Source organism: Comamonas flocculans, from assembly GCF_007954405.1.
In the GTDB taxonomy this organism is placed as follows: Bacteria; Pseudomonadota; Gammaproteobacteria; order Burkholderiales; family Burkholderiaceae_C; genus Comamonas_C; species Comamonas_C flocculans.
This window is the reverse complement of the sequence record NZ_CP042344.1, coordinates 2,603,839-2,625,054: the sequence shown is the minus strand read 5'-3', so window position 1 is coordinate 2,625,054 and position 21,216 is coordinate 2,603,839. Positions and strand designations below refer to the sequence as shown.

Annotated in this window: 19 protein-coding genes and 2 tRNA genes; 16 read left to right on the top strand and 5 right to left on the bottom strand. The window is 66.8% G+C overall.

Translation table 11 applies throughout. The features are described 5' to 3' along the window. Positions 1–6 precede the first annotated feature (6 nt). Both FOZ74_RS12535 and FOZ74_RS12530 read left to right on the top strand, forming a co-directional pair. Entirely contained in the window at positions 7–702 is a 696-nt protein-coding gene (locus tag FOZ74_RS12535) for a DUF3334 family protein (RefSeq protein ID WP_146913384.1), read from the top strand. A 60-nt stretch (positions 703–762) separates the two neighbouring features. Beyond that, positions 763–850, top strand: a tRNA-Ser gene (locus FOZ74_RS12530). 58 nt (positions 851–908) lie between these two features. Here FOZ74_RS12530 and FOZ74_RS12525 read toward each other — a convergent pair. Further along, on the bottom strand, positions 909–2,117 hold the full coding sequence (locus FOZ74_RS12525; protein WP_146913383.1) for a CaiB/BaiF CoA transferase family protein: 1,209 nt from the start codon (positions 2,115–2,117) through the stop codon (positions 909–911). A gap of 50 nt (positions 2,118–2,167) precedes the next feature. Here FOZ74_RS12525 and earP point away from each other — a divergent pair, with 50 nt between their 5' ends. Both earP and efp read left to right on the top strand, forming a co-directional pair. Next, positions 2,168–3,232: an elongation factor P maturation arginine rhamnosyltransferase EarP gene (gene earP, locus FOZ74_RS12520; RefSeq protein ID WP_146913382.1), complete on the top strand. Its 1,065-nt coding sequence runs from the start codon at positions 2,168–2,170 to the stop codon at positions 3,230–3,232. Positions 3,233–3,381: 149 nt separating this feature from the next. Continuing rightward, the gene (gene efp, locus FOZ74_RS12515; RefSeq protein WP_146913380.1) at positions 3,382–3,936 is read left to right on the top strand and encodes an elongation factor P; all 555 of its coding nucleotides are present in this window, start codon (positions 3,382–3,384) and stop codon (positions 3,934–3,936) included. Between the two features lie 80 nt (positions 3,937–4,016). On the opposite strand, the gene FOZ74_RS12510 is transcribed toward efp, so the two are convergent. The 3 genes from FOZ74_RS12510 to FOZ74_RS12500 all read right to left on the bottom strand — a co-directional run bounded on the left by FOZ74_RS12510 (position 4,017) and on the right by FOZ74_RS12500 (position 7,157). After that, positions 4,017–5,483: a sensor histidine kinase gene (locus FOZ74_RS12510; RefSeq protein WP_146914201.1), complete on the bottom strand. Its 1,467-nt coding sequence runs from the start codon at positions 5,481–5,483 to the stop codon at positions 4,017–4,019. Between the two features lie 21 nt (positions 5,484–5,504). After that, positions 5,505–6,236 (bottom strand): osmolarity response regulator transcription factor OmpR, encoded by a 732-nt coding sequence (gene ompR / locus FOZ74_RS12505; RefSeq protein WP_146913379.1) that lies wholly within the window; start codon positions 6,234–6,236, stop codon positions 5,505–5,507. Positions 6,237–6,374: 138 nt separating this feature from the next. Further along, positions 6,375–7,157, bottom strand: coding sequence for a 3-hydroxybutyrate dehydrogenase (locus FOZ74_RS12500; RefSeq protein ID WP_146913378.1), 783 nt, complete (start codon positions 7,155–7,157; stop codon positions 6,375–6,377). Between the two features lie 60 nt (positions 7,158–7,217). Between FOZ74_RS12500 and FOZ74_RS12495 the strand changes: the two genes are divergently transcribed. The 12 genes from FOZ74_RS12495 (at position 7,218) to FOZ74_RS12445 (ending at position 18,822) form a co-directional block, all read left to right on the top strand. Next, positions 7,218–8,162, top strand: a complete 945-nt coding sequence (locus FOZ74_RS12495; protein ID WP_255437605.1) for an alpha/beta fold hydrolase — start codon at positions 7,218–7,220, stop codon at positions 8,160–8,162. Beyond that, positions 8,159–10,399 carry a RelA/SpoT family protein gene (locus FOZ74_RS12490; RefSeq protein ID WP_146913377.1) on the top strand — a complete coding sequence of 747 codons (2,241 nt, stop codon included), beginning with the start codon at positions 8,159–8,161 and terminating at the stop codon, positions 10,397–10,399. The genes FOZ74_RS12495 and FOZ74_RS12490 overlap by 4 nt, the downstream gene beginning before the upstream one ends. Positions 10,400–10,450: 51 nt before the next feature. Further along, positions 10,451–10,527: transfer RNA gene (locus FOZ74_RS12485), tRNA-Val, on the top strand. 279 nt (positions 10,528–10,806) lie between these two features. Next, on the top strand, positions 10,807–12,048 hold the full coding sequence (locus FOZ74_RS12480) for a tyrosine-type recombinase/integrase (protein ID WP_146913376.1): 1,242 nt from the start codon (positions 10,807–10,809) through the stop codon (positions 12,046–12,048). A 709-nt stretch (positions 12,049–12,757) separates the two neighbouring features. Next, complete coding sequence (locus FOZ74_RS16080; RefSeq protein ID WP_186764704.1) at positions 12,758–13,000, top strand: hypothetical protein; 243 nt, start codon at positions 12,758–12,760, stop codon at positions 12,998–13,000. Next, on the top strand, positions 12,997–13,239 hold the full coding sequence (locus FOZ74_RS12475) for a hypothetical protein (protein ID WP_146913374.1): 243 nt from the start codon (positions 12,997–12,999) through the stop codon (positions 13,237–13,239). Before FOZ74_RS16080 ends, FOZ74_RS12475 begins: the two co-directional genes overlap by 4 nt. 2 nt (positions 13,240–13,241) lie before the next feature. Further along, entirely contained in the window at positions 13,242–13,811 is a 570-nt protein-coding gene (locus FOZ74_RS12470) for a JAB domain-containing protein (RefSeq protein ID WP_146913373.1), read from the top strand. 406 nt (positions 13,812–14,217) lie between these two features. After that, the gene (locus tag FOZ74_RS12465; RefSeq protein ID WP_146913371.1) at positions 14,218–14,502 is read left to right on the top strand and encodes a hypothetical protein; all 285 of its coding nucleotides are present in this window, start codon (positions 14,218–14,220) and stop codon (positions 14,500–14,502) included. A 78-nt stretch (positions 14,503–14,580) separates the two neighbouring features. Next, on the top strand, positions 14,581–14,850 hold the full coding sequence (locus FOZ74_RS12460) for a helix-turn-helix transcriptional regulator (RefSeq protein WP_222434169.1): 270 nt from the start codon (positions 14,581–14,583) through the stop codon (positions 14,848–14,850). Next, on the top strand, positions 14,847–15,098 hold the full coding sequence (locus tag FOZ74_RS12455; RefSeq protein WP_146913370.1) for a hypothetical protein: 252 nt from the start codon (positions 14,847–14,849) through the stop codon (positions 15,096–15,098). The genes FOZ74_RS12460 and FOZ74_RS12455 overlap by 4 nt, the downstream gene beginning before the upstream one ends. Further along, positions 15,095–17,971 (top strand): DUF927 domain-containing protein, encoded by a 2,877-nt coding sequence (locus FOZ74_RS12450; RefSeq protein WP_146913368.1) that lies wholly within the window; start codon positions 15,095–15,097, stop codon positions 17,969–17,971. Before FOZ74_RS12455 ends, FOZ74_RS12450 begins: the two co-directional genes overlap by 4 nt. 215 nt (positions 17,972–18,186) lie before the next feature. Beyond that, positions 18,187–18,822 carry a helix-turn-helix domain-containing protein gene (locus FOZ74_RS12445; protein WP_146913367.1) on the top strand — a complete coding sequence of 212 codons (636 nt, stop codon included), beginning with the start codon at positions 18,187–18,189 and terminating at the stop codon, positions 18,820–18,822. A 592-nt stretch (positions 18,823–19,414) separates the two neighbouring features. Here FOZ74_RS12445 and FOZ74_RS16485 read toward each other — a convergent pair. Beyond that, the gene (locus FOZ74_RS16485) at positions 19,415–21,031 is read right to left on the bottom strand and encodes a methyl-accepting chemotaxis protein (protein ID WP_146913366.1); all 1,617 of its coding nucleotides are present in this window, start codon (positions 21,029–21,031) and stop codon (positions 19,415–19,417) included. Between the last annotated feature and the right edge of the window lie 185 nt (positions 21,032–21,216).

Below are 21,216 nucleotides of genomic sequence, written 5' to 3'. Positions count from 1 at the left end.
CCCACCATGACCGAATCCCCGGACCACACCGTCGTCTATGGCACCAAGGACGTGCTCATCAGCCTGTGCAACTCCGTCACGCGCGTGCTCTCGGTGGCCACGCAGGGCACGGTGCGCTACTCGGGCATGGTGCAGCGCATCAGCAAGACCTGCCTGAAGCCCGACATCGGCTGCTTCGTGCTGTTCAACGGCGGCTTCTCGGGCCTCGTCGTGATCAACTTCTCGGCCGCGGCGGCCATGGAGATCTACCAGAGCTACCTGCTGAGCATGGGCATGTCGGAAAGCGACCTTGCCCCCGCCTACACCTCGGACGAGGTCGCCAACGTCATGGGCGAGCTCATGAACCAGGTGGTGGGCGACTTCACCAGCGCCATCCAGCGCGAGCTGCAGACGCGCATCACGCAGAACCAGCCCAAGATGCTGGTGCTCAACCAGCAGGTCGTGCTGAGCGTGGACGCCAACCTCGACCAGCCCGAAGCGCGGCGCGTGACCTTCTACACCGCCAAGAACAACATCTTCTACCTGGAACTGGCGATCGACCACACCCAGTTCATCAAGCTCTACGACTTCGAACCCCAGGAAGCGCCCGACCCCGACGCCCTGATGACCCAGGCCGCCGGCGCGCCGGCCAGCACGGCGCCCACGCCACCCGCGGGCGAGGGCTCGGACACGGACGAGCTGCTCAAGTCGCTGGGCATGTAGCGGCCGCTAAAATGGCCGCCCCGCAAGGCAGCCGCAAAAGGCTCCAGCGGCGCGGCACCGGGAAGGGTGGCAGAGTGGTCGATTGCACCGGTCTTGAAAACCGGCGACGCGCAAGCGTCCGTGGGTTCGAATCCCACCCCTTCCGCCATGAATGAAATCGGCCTCAAACGCAGACTGGGCGCTCGCTTGCAGCTATCAAATTCACTTTATTGCACTATGCCTCGCTCGCGCAGCGCGGCGATTTGCCCGGGCGTGATCCCGAGCTCGGCCAATACCCGATCGGTGTCCTCGCCCAGATGCGGCGCACTGCTGCGCACCCGCCCCGGCGTGGCAGACAGCTTGGGCACCACGCCGGGCACCTGCAGGCTGTAGCCATCGCGCGTGGCTTGCTGCAGCAGCATCTCGCGCGCACGGTAGTGCGGGTCTTCGGCGATGTCCCGGGCGGTATAGACCTTGCCGGCGGGCACGCGTGCCTCGCCCATGGCCTGCACCACCGCATCCACGCTGCGCGTGCGCGTCCAGTCGGCGATCGCGCCATCGATCTCGGCCACGCGCGCCACGCGCCCCGGGTTGCTGGCGAGGTCGGGCGCATCGGCCAGGTCTTGCCGGCCTATGGCTGCCATCAGGCGCTTGAAGATGCTGTCGCCGTTGCCCGCGACCAGCACCCAGCCATCGCTGCAGGGGTAGGCGTTGCTGGGCGCAATGCCCGGCAGCGCGCTGCCGCCGGGCTGGCGCACCACGCCAAAGGCGTCGTACTCGGGGATCAGGCTTTCCATGCAGTTGAACACCGCCTCGTACAGCGCCACGTCGATCACCTGCCCCGCCCCGCCATGCGCCTTGCGGTGGTACAGCGCCATCAGGATGCCGATCACGCCATGCAGCGCCGCCAGGGTATCGCCTATGGACACGCCCACGCGCACCGGCACCCGGCCCGGCTCGGCCGTGAGATGGCGCAGGCCGCCCATGGCCTCGCCGATCAGGCCAAAACCGGGCAGATCCCGATAGGGGCCGCTCTGGCCGTAGCCGGAGATGCGCAGGATCACCAGCCGCGGATTGGCCGCCTGCAGTGTCTCGGGCGCCATGCCCCAGGCTTCCAGCGTGCCGGGGCGAAAGTTCTCGATCAGCACGTCCGCCTCGGCCAGCAGCTTGCGCGCAATCTCCTGCCCCTCGGCCTGGCGCAGGTCCAGTGCCACGGACCGCTTGTTGCGCGATTGCACCTGCCACCATACCGAAGTGCCCTCCTTGAGCAGGCGCCAGCCGCGCAGCGGGTCGCCGCTGCCGGTGGCCTCGACCTTGATCACCTCGGCACCAAAGTCGCCCAGGGTCTTGCCGCAGAACGGCCCGGCGATCAATTGCCCCATCTCTATCACGCGCAGGCCGGCAAGCGGCAGCAGCGCGGCGTTGTTGTCTGACATGCAGGTAGCGCTTCTCGTGTTCCACCGGCTGGCAACATTACCATTTCCGCATGGCTGAACGCTGGGACATCTTCTGCCGCGTGATCGACAACTGGGGCGACATCGGGGTGTGCTGGCGCCTGGCGAGCGTGCTGGCGGGCGAAGGTCTGCAGGTGCGCCTGTGGACCGATGACGCCAGCGCGCTGGCCTGGATGGCGCCCGCGGGCTGCCCCGGCGTGCAGATCCACCCCTGGCCCGCCGCCGTGCCGGCAGGCGGCCCGGCCGACGTGGTGATCGAAACCTTTGGCTGCGACCTGCCGCCCGCCTATATCGGCGCCATGGCCGCGATGGCGCGCCCGCCGGTCTGGGTCAACCTCGAGTACCTGAGCGCCGAAGACTACGTGCAGCACAGCCATCGCCTGCCCTCGCCCATCTTCAGCGGCCCGGGCGCGGGACTCACGCGCTGGTACTTCTACCCCGGTTTCAGCGCGGACACCGGCGGCCTGCTGCGCGAGCGCGATCTGTGCCAACGCCAGCGGGCCTTTGACCGCACCGCCTGGCGCCGGCGCCACGGCATCGCCGACGGGCACATGGCCGTCAGCCTGTTCTGCTATGAGCCGCCCGCCCTCGATGCCTGGCTGCAGGCGCTGGCGGGCACCAAGCGCGCGCACCTGCTGCTCACGCCGGGACGCGCGAGTGCAGCCTTTGCGCACTGGCATGCGCAGCAGAGCGCACCGCCCGGCGGCCAGCTTGCATTCAGCCACCTGGCCGCATGCAGCCAGACCGACTTCGACGAGCTGCTCTGGGCCAGCGACTTCAACTGCGTGCGCGGCGAAGATTCGCTGGTGCGCGCGCTCTGGGCCGGCAAGCCATTGCTGTGGCAGATCTACCCGCAAGACGACGGCGCGCACCACGCCAAGCTCGATGCCTTCCTCGACTGGCTGCAGGCGCCCGCGTCACTGCGCCGCCTGCACCACGCATGGAACGGCATGGCAGCGGCCGCACAACTGCCCGACCCAGGCGACGGCGCGCTCTGGCACGAGTGGTCCGGCTGCGTGCTGCGGGCCCGCGAGCGTCTGTGGGCCCAGCCCGATCTGCTGAGCGAACTGCGCCGTTTCGTGAACGAAAAAAGCTAGAATGGCGGTCTTTGCGCCCGGCTCCCGCCCTCTGCTGCGAGCCCCAGGCGCCCCCCGCTGGCTCCATGGCCCCGGGGTTGGAAAGGCCGCAGGCGCGGCCCGCCCGCCCGGACCCTGGAGCGGCCCCACACTCTGGACACCGCAAGCCCATGAAAATCGCTCAGGAAATCCGCGCCGGCAACGTGATCATGCAGGGCAAAGACCCGATGATCGTTCTGAAAACCGAATACGCCCGAGGCGGGCGCGGCGCCTCGACGGTGCGCATGAAGCTCAAGGGTCTGCTCAGCAACACCGGCACCGAAGTCGTGTTTCGCGCCGACGACAAGATGGACAACGTGATCCTCGACAAGAAGGAATGCACCTACTCCTACTTCGCCGATCCGATGTACGTCTGGATGGATGCCGAATACAACCAGTACGAGGTGGAGGCCGGCAACATGGGCGACGCCATCAACTACCTGGAAGACGGCATGAGCGCCGAAGTCGTCTTCTACGAAGGCAAGGCCATCTCGGTGGAAGTGCCCACCAGCGTCGAGCGCGAAATCACCTGGACCGAACCCGGCGTCAAGGGCGACACTTCGGGCAAGGTACTCAAGCCCGCCAAGATCGCCACCGGCTTCGAAGTGGCGGTGCCGCTGTTCGTCAACCAGGGCGACCGCATCGAGATCGACACCCGCACCGGCGAATACCGCAAGCGCGTCTGATGCGCCGGCGGCTCTGGCCGCCTGCCGCACGACAGGCCTCTGGCGCCACGGCGCGAGAGGCCTTTTTCGTGCCTGCTTGCTCAGGCGCCCGACGGCTCGCCCGCACTCTCGTGCTCGGCCGCCTCTTGCGCGAGCGCGCTCACCCGGCGCAGCTCGACGCGCGCGACCAGGCCACCGCCGGCCTTGGCGTCGGCGTTGGAGATGGAAAAACTTCCGCCCATGCGCCGCACCGTCTTGTCCACGATGGACAGGCCCAGCCCCGCGCCGGCCGCGGCGGTGCGCGCCGCGTCGCCACGGAAAAAGGGCTGGATCAGGCTGGCAATCTGCTGCTGCGGCACGCCCGTGCCGTGGTCGCGCAGCTGCAGCACCGCCCATTCCCCGGCGCCATGGGCCGTGACCTCGAGCTGCGTGACCTCATCGCCCGGCGTCTTGCCATAGCGCCGCGCGTTCTCCAGCAGGTTGGAAATCACGCGTGCCAGCTCGATCTCGTCGGCCATGACGTTCAGGTCCCGGGGCACGTCGGTGCTGATCTGCATCTGTCCGTCGTCGCGCAGAGCGTGCACGCAGGTGGTCACCACCACGTGCAGATTGACTGTGGCCAGCGCCGCCGAGTCGGGGCGGGCGTAATCCAGGAACTTGTCTATCGTGGCATCGAGCTGGGCAATGTCTTCCACCATGTGGGTGCGCGCCACCTGGTCGTCCACGCTCATCTCGGTCTCCAGGCGCAGGCGCGCCAGCGGCGTGCGCAGGTCGTGGGAGATGCCCGCCAGCATCACCGCGCGGTCCTGGTCGAGCTTGGCCAGCATCTGCGCCATGCGGTTGAAGCCGATGTTGACTTCGCGCACCTCGCTCGTGACCGCGCCTTCGTCGAGCATGCTGGCGGCAAAATCGCCGCGGCGCACGCGGTTGGTGGCGCGAGAGAGCTGCTTGAGCGGGCGGTTGATGAGCCGCGCAATCATTGCCGCGCCGGCCAGCGACAGCATGACCGAAGTGGCCAGCCAGATCAGCCAGGTGCCTCCGCCGGCCACCGTCAGCCGCGAGCGGTCGAGCAGCAGCCAGTTGGGATCGCCGTTGATGGTGAAACCCACCCACAGGCCCGGCTCGCCATTGACCTGGCTCGCGACGATGGTGCCAGGGCCCAGGCGCTGCGTGAGTTCCACGCTCAGGCGCTGTGCCAGCGGCGAGGGCGGCAGCAGGTCGAAGCGATCGGCGGGCTCACGCGGCAAAAGGCGCACGCCTTCCTGGTCGGCCATGGCCTTGATCAGCGCCACGCGCGCAATGGCGTCCGAATGGGTCAGCGCGGCGCGACTCAGGTTGACCAGCGAGGCTATCTGCTGGGCCGCCTGCACCGTGCGCGGCTCGAATTCCAGCGCACGCAGCGTCTGCAGCCACACCAGGATGCTGCCCACGAGCAGCACCAGCAACAGGAAGAAGGTGCGCCAGAAAAGATTCAGGCCCACGCGTCGGCGCACGGTGCTGCGACGTTCACCACGCGCCGCAGTGCCGCCCTGGCTGTCGGCAAACGAGGAATCGGGTTCTGCGCTCATCAACGGCAGGCGCATGCGCCCTCAATTGCCCCCATCGGGCACGAAGACGTAGCCAACGCCCCAGACGGTCTGAATGAAACGCGGCGAGGCCGCATCCAGCTCCACCAGCTTGCGCAGGCGCGAAATCTGCACGTCCAGGCTGCGGTCAAAGGGCTCGAATTCGCGCCCGCGCGCCAGCAGCGCCAGTTTCTCGCGCGACAGCGGCTGGCGCGGGTGGCGCACCAAGGCCTTGAGCATCGCGAATTCGCCCGTGGTCAGCGGCAGCTCTTCGCCGTTCTTTTGCAGCGCGCGGGTGCCCAGGTCAAAGGTAAAGGGGCCGAAGGTCACGACCTCGTTTTCGCCCGAGGGCGCGCCCGGCGCTTCCTGAGGCGGGCGCCGGCGCAGCACCGCATGGATGCGGGCGAGCAGCTCACGCGGGTTGAAGGGCTTGCCGATGTAGTCGTCCGCACCCACTTCCAGGCCGACGATGCGGTCCACATCCTCGCCCTTGGCGGTGAGCATGATGATGGGCGTGCGGTCGTGCGCGGCGCGCAAGCGGCGACAGATGGACAGACCGTCCTCGCCGGGCATCATCAGGTCGAGCACGATCAGGTCCGCCGTCTCGCGCAGCAGCAGGCGATTGAGCGCCTTGCCGTCTTCCGCCACCAGCACTTCAAAGCCCTCCTGGGTCAAGTAGCGCCGCAGCAGGTCGCGGATGCGGGCGTCGTCGTCGACGACGAGGATCTTGTCGGTGCGATTCGTGCCTGGGTTCATGCGTGGGCCTCCCGCCATTTGTAACAACGCCGGATTCTGACCCCTAACGCCGGGAAAATCCGGTGCGCCGCCTCAAGTTTGACCCACTGTTACAGGTGTTGCGTCTTCGCCTTCCGCTGGCCGCCGCCCTGCCTGCGCCTATTGCGCGGCCCAGCCGCCATCCATGTTCCAGGCCGCGCCGCGCACGTTGTCGGCGGCCGGCGAGCAGAAAAACACGGCCAGCTCGCCCAGCTGCTCGGGCGTGGTGAATTGCATGGAGGGCTCTTTTTCGCCCAGCAGCCGCTTCTTGGCGTCCTCGTTGGACAGGCCGTGCTCGGCCGCCTTGGCGTCCACCTGGCGCTGCACCAGCGGCGTGAGCACCCAGCCCGGGCAGATCGCGTTGCAGGTCACGCCGCTGGCGGCCGTCTCCAGGGCCACGACCTTGGTCAGACCGACGATGCCGTGCTTTGCCGCCACATAGGCGGATTTTTGCGCCGATGCGACCAGGCCATGCACCGAGGCGATATTGATGATGCGACCCCAATCGCTGTCAAGCATGGCCGGCAGCGCCAGCCGCGTGGTGTGAAAGGCGCTGGAGAGGTTGACCGCGATGACCGCGTCCCAGCGCTCCACCGGAAAGTCCTGGATGGCGCTCACATGCTGGATGCCGGCGTTGTTCACCAGAATGTCCACCCGGCCGAACTCGCTGGCCGCGTGGCGCATCATCTCCTCGATCTGCTCGGGGCGGCCCATGTCGGCGCCGTGGTAGCCCACCTTGACGCCCGCTGCCTGGCCGGCCTGCAGCACCTGGGCGCGCGGCCCGTCCACGTCGCCAAAGCCGTTGAGCACGATGTTCGCACCCTGGCGGGCCAGCGCGGTGGCAATCCCCAATCCTATGCCACTCGTGGAGCCGGTGACGAGCGCGGTTTTACCCTTGAGCATGACAAAATCTCCGAAACAACTAGGATGCAACGCAGGCATTATCAGCCGTTGCAAGGCCGCATGAACACCTCCTCCGAGCCCACGCTGCGCCACGTTTTCTGCCCCGGCGCACCCGCCCGCAACGCCGAGCTCGGGCACCGCATGGCGTACTGGCAATGGAACGCGAGCGGGCAGCCGCAGCACCCGCACGTCGTCGTCTGCGTGCACGGGCTCTCGCGCCAGGGGCGCGACTTCGACACCCTGGCGAAGGCGCTGTCGGGGAGCGCACGCGTGGTCTGCCCCGACGTGGTGGGCCGCGGGGAAAGCGACTGGCTCGCCAACCCCGAGGACTACCAGATCCCGCTCTACGCCGCCGACATGCTCGCGCTGCTCGCACAGCTGCATGGCGAAGGGCCGATCGCCCGGCTGGACTGGGTGGGCACGAGCATGGGCGGGCTGATCGGCATGGTGCTGACCGGCCAGCAGGACCTGCCGCTGCCGGCGCCGGTGCGCCGGCTGGTACTCAATGACGTCGGCCCCGCCCTGCCCTGGGACGCGCTGCAGCGCATAGGCCAGTATCTGGGCGCGCCGGTGCGTTTTGCGAGCGAGCAGCAGGCGGCCGACGCGCTCTGGGCAATTTCCAGCAGCTTTGGTCCGCACACCCCCGAGCAATGGCTGGCGCTGAGCCGCCCCATGCTGCGCCCTGCGCCCGAAGGCGGCTTGCGGCTGCACTACGACCCCGCCATCGCCCAGCCCTTCAAGGCCCTCACGCCCGAACTCGCACAGCAGGGCGAGGCATTGATGTGGCAGCTCTACGAGCAGATCACCGCCCAGGTGCTGCTGTTGCGCGGCAAGGACTCCGACCTGCTGTCGCCGGCGGTGGCCCATGCGATGGGCGAGCGCGGCCCGCATGCGCGGCTGGTGGAATTCGCCGGTGTTGGTCACGCGCCCACTCTGGTGGCGCCCGAGCAGGTGCGCGTGGTGGCCGAGTTTATTCTGGGCATCGGGGCCGGGTCGCAAGCATGAAAGCCGCCGCCGCCAGCATCCAGGCCAGAGCGGGCAGTGGCGCCGAGCCACTGCCCCACCTGATCGCAGCCACCTCTGAAGGGCTGGCCGATCTGGACCTGCATCCGCATGAAGCACTGGTGCGTGCACGCGCCTTTGCCGAGCCCCTGCTGCGCGGCGAAACCCTGGATTCGGGTGAGAACACGCTCGAGCACGCCGACGCCGTGGCGCGCATCCTGCGCGAGCTTGGCAGCTCGGAGACCATGCAGGCCGCCACCTATCTCGTGCACACCTGCCTGCACCTGACGCGGCCCGAAGAGGTCATCGCCAAGGCCTTCAGCCCCAATTTCGCGCAGCTGGCGGTGGAAACCACCAAGCTCATGCGCGTGCAGCGCCAGGCCCGGGAGGCGCACGCCACGCACAGGCAGATCGATGCCACCCAGGTACAGACCGAGAACGTGCGCAAGATGCTGCTGGCGTTTTCGCGCGACCTGCGCGTGGTGCTGCTGCGCCTGGCTTCACGCCTGCAGACCATGCGCTTTCACGCCAGCACGCACCAGCCCGCCTCCCCCGCGATGGCGCGCGAAACCCTGCAGGTCTTCGCACCGCTGGCCAACCGCCTGGGCATCTGGCAGCTCAAGTGGGAGCTCGAAGACTTGGCGTTTCGCGAGCTGGAGCCTGAAACCTACCGCGACGTGGCCCGGCTGCTCGATGAAAAGCGCACGGAACGCGAAGCCTTCGTCGAGCAGCTGCGCGCCCAGCTGCAAGAGCAGTTGCAGCGCCAGGGCGTGCAGGCCAAGGTGTCCGGGCGACCCAAGCACATCTACAGCATCGTCAAGAAGATGCGCGGCAAGTCGCTGCCTTTCGATCAGGTGTACGACCTGCACGCGCTGCGCGTGATCGTGCCCAGCGTCAAGGACTGCTATGCCGCGCTCAGCTGGGTGCACAGCCAGTACCAGTCCATCCAGGCGGAATTCGACGACTACATCGCCAGGCCCAAGCCCAATGGCTACCAGTCGCTGCACACCGTGGTGCGCGACAAGGACGGGCGCGCGATCGAGATCCAGATCCGCTCGCAGGCCATGCACGACCACGCCGAAAGCGGCGTGGCCGCGCACTGGGCCTACAAGGAAGCGGGCACCAAGGGCTATGGCGGCGTGAGCGCCGCCAGCGACTACGACGCCAAGATCGCGGTGCTGCGCCAGCTGCTGGCCTGGGAGCGTGACCTCGCGGGCAGCGCCAGCCACAGCAGCCTGTTCGAAGACCGCATCTATGTGCTCACGCCCAACGCCGCGGTGATCGAACTGCCCCAGGGCGCCACGCCGGTCGACTTCGCCTATTCGGTACACACCAGCGTGGGCCACCGCTGCCGCGGCGCCAAGGTCGATGGCGCCATGGTGCCATTGAACACTGCGCTGCAGAACGGGCAGACGGTGGAAATCATCACCGTCAAGGAAGGGCGCCCCTCGCGCGACTGGCTCAACCCCGAGCTGGGCTACCTCACGAGTGCGCGGGCCAAGGCCAAGGTGCGTGCCTGGTTCAATGCCGAGCAGCTCGAGGGCACGATAGCGCGCGGGCGTGAACTGGTCGAAAAGCTGTTGCAGCGCGAGGGCAAGACCGCCATCAAGCACGACGACCTGGCCGCGCAACTGGGCTTCAAGAGCGCCAGCGCCCTGTTCGAGGTGGTCGGCAAGGACGAGCTGTCGCTGCGCTCCATCGAGCAGCTGCTGCACCCGCAGCCCGTGGCCCCCGCGGGCGAGGCGGACGCACCGGCGCGCAAAAGGCAACGCGCCAGCGACGACGCCGCCAGGAGCGCGGTGCTGGTGGTAGGCCTGGGATCGCTCATGACGCAGCTGGCCAAATGCTGCAAACCGGCGCCACCGGACAGCATTCGCGGCTTCGTCACGCGCGGCAAGGGGGTGAGCGTGCACCGTTCGGATTGCAGCAATTTCCGCGAACTCGCCGCGCGCCATGAAGAGCGCGTGATCGAAGTCACCTGGGGCGGCGAGCCCGGCCCCGCGGCCGAGGTCTACCCCGTGGACCTGGCCATCGAAGCGGCAGACCGCCAGGGACTGCTGCGCGACATCTCCGACGTCTTCACGCGCGAGAAGATCAATGTCATCGGCGTGCAGACGCAAAGTGTCAAGGACACGGCCTGGATGACCTTCACCGTGGAAATCACCAGCGCCGAGCGTCTGAACAAGGTGCTCGGCATCCTCGCCGCGGTGACCGGCGTGCGTTCCGCAAGAAGGCGCTGAGTGGCCAGGGCAGCCCGGTTTTCTTGCTAGAATCGCGCCCTTCGGTAGAACAGGCGCGTAGCTCAGCTGGTTAGAGCACCACCTTGACATGGTGGGGGTCGTTGGTTCGAGTCCAATCGCGCCTACCATTTGATGATCCGGGAGCTTCCGCAAGCTTCCGGATTTTTTATTTTCCCCTATAGAAAACAACGCTTTAGCGCCCGCATGCTTCCGGCGTTGTCCGCATGCAGCCAGCCCAAACGGGGGGAACAAACGGGGGAACATTTGAGGGCTGGGGGTAAAATTTGCCCACCTGTTCCCCCGCATCGGCGCAAACCCGCTGGCGGTGCGGGTTTGCGGGGTTTCGGCGTTTCGCGCCGCCTGACGCGCGCCGGGTTCAACCCGCCTACCTTGCAATGAGGCCCGCCATGCTGACCGATGCCGAATGCCGCAATGCCACCTGCCCACCCGACAAGAGCCGCGCCCGGCTGTATGACGCGGGCGGGCTCTATCTGGAAGTGACCCCTAACGGTTCCAAGCGCTGGTTCTGGAAGTACCGCAAAGACGGCAAGGAGGGGCGCCTTGCCATTGGCAATTACCCGGCGATCAAGCTTCCCGCAGCGCGCAAAGCGCGCGACCACGCCAAGCAAGACAAGGCCAGCGGCGCCGATCCGGTGAAGGCCCGGCAGGTGGCGCGCGCACAAGAAGCGGCAAGCGACGATGGCAGTTTCCGGGCAATGGCCACCGCATGGATTGATCTGCACCGCGACACATGGAGCAATGGGCACTATGTCCGAGAGCTGCGCAATCTGGAAAAAGACCTGCTGCCCTACCTTGGGCCGCTGCCGATCCGCGAAATCACCGGCCCCCAAGTGCTGGCCGTGGCGCGCAAGGTAGAGGAACGCGGCGCCTTGGACGTGGCGCATCGCGTGGTGTTGACGGCGCACGGGGTTTGGCAATACGCCATCGCATCCGGCCATGCCGAGCGCGACGTGACGCAAGACATTCGCAAGGGGCTGCGCCCGCACGTCACGAAGAACATGCCCGCGATCACCGACCCTGCCGAGCTGGGCGAGCTGCTGCGCGCAAGCAGCGCCTACAAGGGCGGCCCCGTGGTGCGTGCGGCGCTGCGCCTGGCGCCGATCCTGTTTCAGCGCCCCGGCAACCTGCGCGCCATGCGCTGGGCTGATCTTGACCTGGAAGCCGGGCGATGGACGATCCCCAGCGAAGACCTGAAGCGCAAGAAGCACGAAAAAATCAACGGACAGCCGCACGTCGTTCCCCTGCCCCGCCAAGCCGTGGAGCTGCTGCGAGAGCTGGCGCCCCTGACCGGGCACGGCGTGTACGTGTTCCCCGGCATGCGCGACCACGCGCGGCCGATGTCCGAAGCTGCGGTAAATGCCGCCCTGCATGCCATGGACTACAAGGGGCGCCACTGCTGGCATGGCTACCGGGCCAGCGGCCGCACCATCTTGCGGCAGGTGCTGAAGTACCCGGCCGACGTGATCGAGGCGCAGATGGCGCACAAAGGCCAGATTACCCACGGGGGCGCCTATGACCGGGCCACCTTCATCGATGAACGCGCCGCCATGCTCGAAGTGTGGGCGGACTATCTCGACAAATTGCAAGCCGGTGCAGACGTGATCGAGCTACCCAAGCGCAGCGCCTGAAACCCGGCACCAGCCACCCGCAGCCGCCCCGGCCGGGTGGCTATTTTGTGCCCCAGGTGCAAAGCCTTCCCCCCGGAAAACAAGAAAACGGCGGGGACAGCGGGGACAAAACAAAGAATCCAGCATCCATGCGGGTTTGCGGCCGATGGCTGCCGGGGACAAAGCGGGGACAGTGCGGGGTACAAAGCGGGGACAAAAGAGAAATATATTGAATAGTGAAATTTTTCATACATACAAACCCTGATTCTCTTTTCAGGCCACCCGCCCGCCGCTTGCCCGCTTGCGGCCATGTGCTGCACGCTGGCGCGCCTTCGCGGACGTGAGCGCGAGAGGGGTTCCCCCTGGAGCCCCCAGCCCAGGCGCCGCGCAGCTATCACAGGCTGGCGCCGTTGTCCATGGCGCCGTGAGGCTTCCGCCGCCATGGACGGGCGCCATAGCGGCCCGCACGATTGACGCAGCCCCAGCCCGTGGGCGAAAATCACGCCAGCCCCAGCCGGGGCCGGTGCGTGAAAACACCTGACAACAAGCGGTAGCGCCCCCCCGATAGAGGGGCTTCGTCGTGCCCGAATTGCTTTGCATGGTTTCGGGCGGGCGGGGCCACCCGCAAGGGCGCCCGCACGTCTTGTTGCGTGTTTTCAACGCCCGCCCACCTGTCTGCGCGTGAAAACGCGGGCCGGTGGCTTCCAAGTCTCAACAAGGAGCCGGAACCATGATCGTGACCTTTCCCCCGCAACCCAGCGCCTGCGGCGCTGTGCCCGTGCCCGCGCAAGCGAACAGGCAAGCCGAGCCCATGCAGGCATATGCCGATGCCTGCAACGCCCTGAGCATGGCCGCGTACTACCTGCGCCAGTCGCCATGCGGCAACGTCCCCGCCGCAATGCGTAAAACCGGCCTGGCGCTGGCTGCGCTGCGGCGCTTGAATGCCGCCCTGGTGCAAGGAGGCGCAGCATGAATGCAGCCACCTTTACCCGATCAACCGATGCCGAAACCGGCACCGCGCTGCAATGCGAATACCTGAGCGGCAGCGGCCTGCGCCTGAGCGTGAGCGCCGATGCCCACGGGGTGCGCCTGTCACGCTGGGAGCCGGATTGCTACGTCTCGCAGCGCCTGACGCCTGCACAAGCGCGCGCCTTGGCGGGCAAGCTGCTGGCCTGCGCGGCTGCCTGCGCGGCGATGGATGGGAGGGCGTGAGCATGGTCAGCACCTACATTGCAACGCCACCAAAAAAGCGCCCTGCCGAACTGCGCGCCCACAAGGCCGGGGAGTGTCTGCCCGTGTATGGCCTGCCCAGCGATTCCGCCGCACTGCGCCCCCGCATGCGCGCCCGTGATCGAGCGGTGATCGAGCGCGCCCTGTCCATTCTCGGCAGCTACCTTGGCAGCCCCGGCGCCGTGTTGGACAACCCCCAGGCGGTGCGTGAGTATCTGCGCTTGCAACTGGCGGGCGAGCCCATCGAGCGCTTCGCGGTGCTGTACCTGAATAGCCAGCACCGGGGCATTGCCTTCGAATGCCATGCCATCGGCACCCTGACACAAAGCGTCGTGCATCCCCGTGAAATCGCAGAGGCTGCGATGCGCCACCGGGCCGCTTCCGTAGTGCTGGCGCACAACCACCCCAGCGGCAACACGGAGCCCAGCCGAGCCGATGAAACCCTGACGCAAACCCTCAAACACGCCCTGGCATGGATCAATGTTCGCGTGCTGGATCATGTGATCGTGGGCGGCGATCGGGCGCTGAGCATGGCGGAACGGGGGCTGATTTAATGCCGCTGGCCATTCGCGCCAGAACCTTCGCAATGCAACTATGACACTGCGCAAAACACCCATACAGCGGGCCATAGATACCACTTTGCGACTCGGCGGGCGGTTGTACCGGGGAACCCTCTATACCCTTGATTTTGGAGGCGACCACCACCGCATAGAGGGTGTTTTGTCAGACGATGCCGGGGGCGGGCATTATTTCCACGGGGAGCTGATCAACGTTGAGTTCTTGCCCCCCAAAAGGGGCAGGCCAGCAGGCGAAGCAGCTCATTTGGACGTGGCTTTGGCGCTATGCCATCGATGGCACCAGCGCAAAGGCGACGAACCCCGAGACAGGCCGGCGGCCCGCCGCGAGACCTTGGATTGGTGGCACGCGAGGGGCTGGCCCGGGGCTTCCGATGAATCAGCCTTGAACAAGCGCATACGAGCCGGCAGAAAGGCAGTGGCAGGAATGTCGTTGCAGCGCTTCGAATCAGAAGACCCGGTTGACGCTTCAACCATGATTGCCGTCACCAAGGATGCGACCACTTTTCAGGTCATAGACAACGCCGTTCATGTGCTGATAAACGGCGATGGTTGGCTGTGGCGTTCAGACCGCGCCCGCGCTGAATTTGGGTGCATTCGGTACGAGTTCGCCATAGAGCAAGCATCCCCCGCCGCTATCGCAAGCCTGCGCGCTTGTCAAGGCCAGTAATTCGCCTGCATTTATCGACCTGTTTTAACCGGCGCGCTCCGCGAATCATTCGTCCGTACCGACCACTAAGGACGAACGATGATCCACCCCAGCACACCACAAATCGACCACGACCCGGCGCCCGCAACGCATGCAAGCCACCCCAGCGCCGAAATGCCGCCCCGCGATCGGTTGATTCGTTTGCCGCAAGTTGAAAAACTGACCGGTTGCCGGAAATCCACCATTTACCAAATGATGGCCGCCGGGCGCTTCCCCAAAAATTTCCGCATCCATGCGCGCCTTGCCGTCTGGTCGGAAGTGGCCGTTCTTCGCTGGGTTCAAGCCCGCATCGCGGAGGCGCAGCAATGATCAAGACCACTTCACCCGAAACCGCGCTGGCGATGGCCCCGGAACAGTTCGCCGTGTTGATCCGTGCCATCAATCTGCATGGCGAAAACATCGCCAGCGGTGCGCATGCCGTGGCCCAAGTCCAAACCCAAGCCAGCGCATCGGCCGTCTGGCTGCGCGATGGCCTCGAATCCGTGGCTGCCGCCCTGGAACGCATCGCCCGCGCCCTTGAACAGCGCCCGGCCGCATCGATGATCGACAGCCGATGAATGCAATCACCCCCGAGTTGATCCGCGCCGCCTTGGCGCACATACCGGCAGCGCTGCCACGCGACGAATGGGCGCGCGTGGCGATGGCGATCAAGAGCGAATATCCCGACGAAACCGGCCGGGCGCTGTTCGAAGATTGGAGCCGCACAGCAGCCACCTACAACGCCAGCGATTGCGCCAGCACCTGGCGCAGCGTGCGGCCGGGCGGGGGCGTGACCATCGCCACCCTGCTGCACATGGCCAAAGAAAACGGTTTTGAGTTGCCCAAGGCAGGCCGCGCCGCCAAGCCCCCCAGCGCTGCCGAGCTGGCGCGCCGCGATGCCGAGCGCAAGGCCGCTGCCCGGGCCGAGCGCGAACGCACCCAAGCGGAACAGGCCGCCGCCGCCGCCGAGGCGCTAGCGTTTTGGGAGGGCAATTGCCAAGACGTGACCGACCCCGCACAGGCGCGCTATCTGGTGCGTAAGGGCATCGGCGCCCATGGCGTGCGCCATGCGCCGCCCGGCGTGTTGTGCGTGCCCCTGCGCGATGCCGCTGGCGTGCTGTGGAATGTGCAACGTATCGCGGCAACCAAGCCCGAGCGCGGCCCCGAGAAAACCTTTTTCCGGGGCGGGCGCAAGTCGGGGCTGTGGCACCTGCTGGGCGATGCTTCCGCAGTGGCTGGCGTGATCGCCATTGCTGAGGGCTACGCCAGCGCTGCCACTGTGTACGAGGCCACCGGCTTTCCGACCGCTTGCGCCTTCGATGCTGGCAATTTGATCCATGTTGCCAAAGCCCTGCGGCGCCTGCATCCGGCCGCGCTGTTGGTGCTGGCTGCCGATGATGATCGGGCCACCGAAGCGCGCACCGGCAGCAACCCCGGCCGCACAAAAGCCGAAACCGCCGCGCATGCCGTGCATGGCGTGGTGGCGCTGCCCGAGGGCGCGCCCGATGATGGCGCGCCGATCAATTGGGACTTCAACGATCAACACCGCACGCAAGGGCTTGCGGCTGTGCGCGCCACGATCGCAGCCGCCATCGCTGCCAATGGGCAAGCGGGCGCAGCGCCCCGCAGCCCCGTACCTGCTGGCGCTGGCGACGATGCGCCCGAGGTGTACGACCCCTTTACCGTTGATGATGGCGGGGTGTACTTTCACGGGCGTGGCAAAGAGGGCGAACCCCTGCGCCCGCTGTGGCTGTGCAGCCGCTTGGACGTGGTGGCGTTGACGCGCGATCAGGATGGGCAAGGCTGGGGCTATCTACTGGAATTTGCCGACCCGTTGCAGCGCCCCAAGCAATGGGCCATGCCCGCCCGCATGTTGTCGGGCGACGGCGCCGAATACCGGGCGATGCTGTTGGGCATGGGCCTGCGCATCGCCACCGGCCCGAGCGCGCGCAACAAGCTGACCGAGTACCTGCAAACCCGCCGTCCGAGCGAATTTGCCACCTGTACCGACCGCATCGGCTGGCACCCGACCGAGGCCGGGGGCGCCGCCTTCGTGTTGCCGCACCTGACCATCGGCGCGCACGGCGGGCGCATTGTTTTTCAGTCTGACAGCGCCATGGAAAACACCTGGCGCACGCGCAAGGATGCAGCCGCCTGGCGCGATCGCATCGGCGTTCTGTGCCGTGGCAATAGCCGCTTGATGTTTGCCGCGTCTTGCGCCTTTGCCGGGCCGCTGCTGCGCCCTGCGGGCATGGAAAGCGGGGGCTTTCACCTGCGGGGCGATTCTTCATCGGGCAAGACCACGGCCTTGCGCGTGGCTGCGAGCGTAAACGGCGGCCCCAGCTACATGCAGCGCTGGCGCGCCACAGATAACGCCCTGGAAGCGATTGCGGCGCAGCACTGCGACGCGCTGCTGATCTTGGATGAATTGGCACAGGTTGATGGCAAGGTAGCGGGCGAATGCGCTTACATGCTGGCCAATGAACAAAGCAAGGCCCGCGCTACCCGGGGCGGTGCGCCGCGTGCCCGCCTGAGCTGGCGCTTGCTGTTCCTGAGCGCCGGGGAATTGGGCCTTGCCGACCACATGGCTGAAGGCCAGCGCCGCGCCCGCACCGGGCAGGAAATCCGCATGGTTGACGTGCCCGCCGATGCAGGGGCAGGCATGGGCGCTTTCGAGGACATACACCAGCAAGCCAGCGCTGCCGCATTCGCCACGCACCTGACCCGTGAGGCCGCCGCATGCCATGGCGCGCCCGGCGTGGCCTTCATCGAATGGGCCGCCGCCCATTGGGCAGAACTGCCCCGGCGCCTGCGTGAGGGCGTGCAAGCCATCGCGGCGCAATGGATGCCCGAGGGCGCATCCGGTCAAGTGCAACGGGTGGCCAGCCGCTTTGCACTGGTGGCCATGGCGGGCGAGCTGGCCACCGAGGCCGGGCTGACTGGCTGGGACTACATGGATGCCACATGGGCGGCCGGGCAATGCTTTGATGCCTGGCTGCATGCGCGTGGTGGCGCTGGCAACGGCGAGGTGCGGGCGATGCTGCGGCAGGTGCGCCGCTTCATGGAAGTGAGCGGCGAAGGGCGCTTTACCTGGTGGCACCGCGCCGCCGATGACCACAACGCCAAGACGCTGCAACGCGCCGGGTTCAGGCGCATGCTGAACGAGGATGGCGAGCCGATCAAGACCAACGCGCAACACCTTGGCGAGTTTGGCGACCACATGGCGCCAGCCCAAGGCGAGGCCGTGAGCGTGGAATATTTCATCTTGCCCGAAGTGTTCCGCGCAGAAGTGTGCCAAGGCTTTGACCCCGAGGCCGTTTGCCGCGTGCTGGTGGCCCACGAATGCCTGAAGACCGAGGCCGGGCGGTTCACCGTCAAGGCCCGCCTGCCCGGCCTTGGGCCGAGCCGCTGCTACCACATTCCGCCCGCCATCTTCGCCCTTGACGTGTAGCGCGCCGGGCCGCCCGAAGGGGGCGGGGCGAGAAATCGAACCGCGCCAGATTTTCCAAGGCGGGGCGAGTTTTTAGGTTCTTCCTGGCCTTTGCCCTTGAGGGTAATTCGCACCCCGCACCGGGGGTAGTCAGTCCATGCAGGGCAGGGTTCAGAAAAGGGCGCAAACGCCCCCGATTGGTTCCGTTTCGTTCGATGGTTCACCAGAGGAAAAACATGCAGAAAAAGGAGCTTGCCGAGCTGCTGGGCATTTCGGCATCGATGGTTTCCCGCCTTGCCAAGCGGGGCATGCCCACGGACACGATCGAGCGGGCCACGCGCTGGCGCAATCGCCACCTTGAACCATCGCGCGTGAAAGGCAATCGCCCTGATCAGAAGGCAGCGCCCGCCCAAGGCGCCCCCAGGCCGATCGCCACCCGAAAGGACGCCCCGGGGGCGGGCATCGATCCCGCCGCATTGCGCGCCGCCCTGGAACTTGCCGGGCGCTTCATGGCGGGCCACCTGAGCGCCGATCCCATGCAGCGCCAGCATGAACTGCGGCCGCTGCGCGAGCTGCTGGCGCGCTTGCCGCTGGCCAGTGCGATGCCCCTGACCTTCCCCGCCGCCCTGTGGTGGCACTTGTGCGGGCATTTCTTGCTTGCCACCGCGCCACTGCACGATCTGGCTGCCAGCACGGCCCCGCTGTCGCTTGATGAAGCGGCATTGTTTTCCGTGCCTGGCGCGCACCTGGCGACGCCCGGCGAGTTGTACAGAATCGCGTGCGACCCGGACGGCGGCGCCCTTGAAACACTGGCGGGCGATGGCGACTGCGACGCGGACGCGGAGGCCGCTCTGACGGCTACAAATCGATGAAATGTCGCCCTTTTCCATCCGTAGTGACATTTCAGGCCAATTTGTCCCCGCTGTCCCCGGCAAAAAAAGGTTTGTCCCCGCCTGTACCGGGGACAGATTTCTTCAATGTTGACAATGGTTTGGTCGGGATTTTCGGATTTGTCCCCGCTGTCCCCGCTAAAAATGAACGATAGCCGAAGGCACGGGCACGCAAAAACGCAAAATTCCCCGCCTTTTGCTGACGCCCTGCTGCTGCCTTGCCGACAGTTCAAAGGTACTTCCTGGCCCCTTCCCCTGCGGGTAATCGCGGCCCCGATCGCGCGCTAGTGGTCACCCGGCGGAACTGGTTGACGATGGCCTGACACACCAACGCAAGGCGCCGCGTCCGTTGCGGGGTTGCAGGCAAAAATGGGGGGTATCCAACGCAAAACGGGGGAACAAACGGGGGAACAATTTTCAAAATTAGAAGCCAGCACCAAGCAAACAAGCGGTTTTCCGAGTATTCTTTGGCTCCAATCGCGCCTACCAATGCAATCAGGCACTTGTGTGAAAACGCAGGTGCTTTTTTGTTTTCCGACAGGCGCCGCGCGCAGGCCGCGCGGCACGATGGGAATCAGCCCTGGGTGAGGCGCGGCACGCCCTCGGCAGGGGCCGGGCCCTGCGGCTGCAGCTGAAACTGCGCTGCCATGCTGGCCAGCTGGCGCGCCTGGTCCTGCAGCGCACCCGAAGCCGCGGAGGTCTCCTCCACCAGCGCGGCGTTCTGCTGCGTCACGCCGTCCAGATGGGCAACCGCCTGGTTGATCTGCGCCAGGCCTTGCGATTGCTCACGGCTGGCCACGGCGATCTCGTCGACGATGTCGGCCACGCGCTGGATGCCTTCCACGATTTCCTGCATGGTGGCGCCGGCCTGCGCCACCTGCTCGCTGCCCATGTCCACCTTGGCAACCGAGGCGGTGATCAGGTCCTTGATCTCGCGCGCGGCTTCGGCGCTGCGCTGCGCGAGCGAGCGCACTTCGCTGGCCACGACGGCGAAACCGCGGCCCTGCTCGCCCGCGCGCGCCGCCTCGACGGCGGCGTTGAGCGCGAGGATGTTGGTCTGGAAGGCGATGGAGTCGATCACGCCGATGATGTCCACGATCTTGCGCGAGGAGGTGTTGATCTCCTCCATGGTCTGAACCACCTGCCCGACCACCCGCCCCCCGCGCTGGGCGACGCTGGTGGCGTGGGCGGCGAGCTGGTTGGCCTGGGCGGCGCTGTCGGCGTTGTGCTGCACGGTGCCGGAGAGCTCCTCGGTGGAGGAGGCGGTCTGCTCCAGGGCGCTGGCCTGCTGTTCGGTGCGCGCCGACAGGTCGGTGGTGCCAGCGGCCACTTGTACGGAGGCACCGGCAATCGCCTGGGCGCCGTCGCGCACCTGGCCGATCATGCGGTTGAGTTTGCTGCGCATGGCCTCCATCTGGCCAAGCATGGCCGCAATCTCGTCGCGTCCCTGCGCGGTGATCGGTTGGGTCAGATCGTTTGCCGCGATCGCCGCCGCTGCGGCGTTGGCCGTGCGAAAGCCGCTGAGCAGGCGCGACAGCAGCAACAGGCCCAGCAGCGAGGCCGGCAGGCCAAGCAGCAGCGCCGCCAGCGCAAACACCAGCAGCCCGCTGCGATAGCGGCTCTCGGCGCCCTGGTAGGCCGCGTCGGCCTGAGCGATCTGCTCGGCGCGGAATTCTTGCGCCGCCGCCATCAGGGCCTCGCCTTCGCCGCGGCCGGCGGCAAGAAAGGCTTGCATCACCGCGGGGGAAAAGTCCTCCTGTGCCAGCGCCCCGGTGGCCTTGTCCAGCTGCGCAACCCAGGCGAGACGGGCGGCCAGCAGCTTCTGCGCCAGTGCTTTCTCGCGCGCGGTGGTGGCGACGTCGGCCAGGAGCTGCACCTTGCGGGCCACCGCGGCGCGGTTGCTCTTGACCGCCTCCAGATGCTGGATCAGCGGATGGTCGTGCAGCGAGGCGAGCGGGCTGTCGCCCGCATGCTGGAAGGCCAGCACCACCTGCAGGCGGTTTTGCACGGTCAGGTCCGCTGCATCGGCGGCTTCCAGCGCCAGGGCCATCGCATGTTCATGCACCGCCTTGAGGCTGTCGCGCGCCGACGCCAGCCCCCAGTAGCTCACGGCAATGATGGCCGCGCCCGAGAGCCAGCAGCCGCACAGGACCAGAAGAAACCGTTGGGTGATGCGCAGTTGGTTCCACATGGCGGTCAGTTACAAGAGACAGAAAGGGAAGGCGCCGCGCAGCGGCGCAGGCACAAATTGAAACAAGGATGGTAACGGAGGTTCCGCCGGCGTTTTGTCACGCAGATGGCAGGCCGGCGCAAGCCTTGGCGCCGGTCGGGCGCGATGGCGGGAAGGCAAGAGGCGCTTCCTATAATCAGCATTTC